Genomic DNA, 1,144 nt, shown 5'->3' with positions numbered 1-1,144 from the left:
ATCAAATAATTGTTCTGCTTCTTCTTTTAAATTTTCATCAACATTTACATGTATAGGTTTCTTTTTTGTAGTAGCCAACTTTATCCCTCCTTTATGTATATAATTATAACATAATTTGTTGTTATTAACAACATATTGTGTTATAATTTCTCACTAAAACCTTTCAATAATTCATAACGGCTAATTATTAATTTCTCCATGGTATATGCTGGGTAGTAACGTGTTCCTATTGTGGTCTGTTCTCGTTATTGGTGAAAAATCTTTCTCTAACAAAGGAAGTGAAGTACATTTAAATTTGTATCCTCTTTCTTTCAGTTCTTTAGTTAAAAAACCTTTTGGGTCAACAATTACTTCCACATCATTCTCCACATTCACCTTCCATACTTCACCTACTCCTGGTACTGTAGATTTTAAAATCCTATCTTTCATGGCTGAAAGCCCCTTTCTGTCACATATCCTGGAATGCTCCAAATTTCTATCAACTGACTTTTAGCTTGTTCTTGCGCTTTCTCTAATTCTTCTAAGTACTTAGTATTTGGCTCTTTTACATAAGCCACACGTGCTAAACCTTCACTCACAAGCGTTTTTTGTAGTAATGTTCCATCTACAAATATGTAGCCCAACGCTCGGCCGTAGCGGTCTGTTTTATCGCCCTTATCATATTCAAAAGTGATTTCTGTAGCAGTAGACAAAAGCTCTTTTGTGCGGTTACTAGCTTCCAACCCAAACGGTTGAACTTTTGTGTTTGGTTTGACCGTCTCGGGTGTGTCAATTAATAAAAAGCGAACCTTTCGTTCTTTTCCGTCAATCCTCAAAACCGTTGTGTCACCGTCTACGTGTCGTACAAAGTCAGCTGGTATACGTTGATCGTTTGAGATCGTTTGAGTAAAATTTCCAGTAACTTCTTTTACGCTATCCTGTGCTTTTTGTTCAAGACTTACGCATCCTGATAATAAAAAAGTGGATACTGCTGTAAGCAGCAGCCACTTTTTACCGATTAACTTTTTCATTTTCTCCCTCCTTCAGATAAAGTTTAATGATAAGCAGGCGGTTCCATATCATCCATACCATAAAACGGTTCGGCGTTCGCCATTTCTGGCATTTGTTGTTTTTGTTCTCTATTTTGTACAGTTTCTTTTGATTC

General features: G+C 36.1%; 2 protein-coding genes and 2 pseudogenes. All 4 read right to left on the bottom strand.

Annotated elements, in window-relative coordinates; translation table 11 throughout:
- A pseudogene (locus KQI94_RS16870) lies at positions 1-78 on the bottom strand (type II toxin-antitoxin system antitoxin, RelB/DinJ family); the annotation flags it as partial.
- 102 nt (positions 79-180) lie between these two features.
- A complete protein-coding gene (locus KQI94_RS16065; RefSeq protein ID WP_002369773.1) occupies positions 181-429 on the bottom strand; it encodes a hypothetical protein in 249 nt (82 codons plus the stop codon).
- Positions 426-1,010, bottom strand: a complete 585-nt coding sequence (locus KQI94_RS16060) for a thermonuclease family protein (RefSeq protein ID WP_002369774.1) — start codon at positions 1,008-1,010, stop codon at positions 426-428. Before KQI94_RS16060 ends, KQI94_RS16065 begins: the two co-directional genes overlap by 4 nt.
- A 23-nt stretch (positions 1,011-1,033) precedes the next feature.
- A pseudogene (locus KQI94_RS16865) lies at positions 1,034-1,144 on the bottom strand (single-stranded DNA-binding protein); the annotation flags it as partial.

The sequence above is a fragment of the Enterococcus sp. S183_ASV_20 genome, from assembly GCF_018919685.1.
GTDB lineage: Bacteria > Bacillota > Bacilli > Lactobacillales > Enterococcaceae > Enterococcus > Enterococcus faecalis.
The sequence above is the reverse complement of the archived record's forward strand: the minus strand, read 5'-3'. Positions and strand labels throughout refer to the sequence as shown.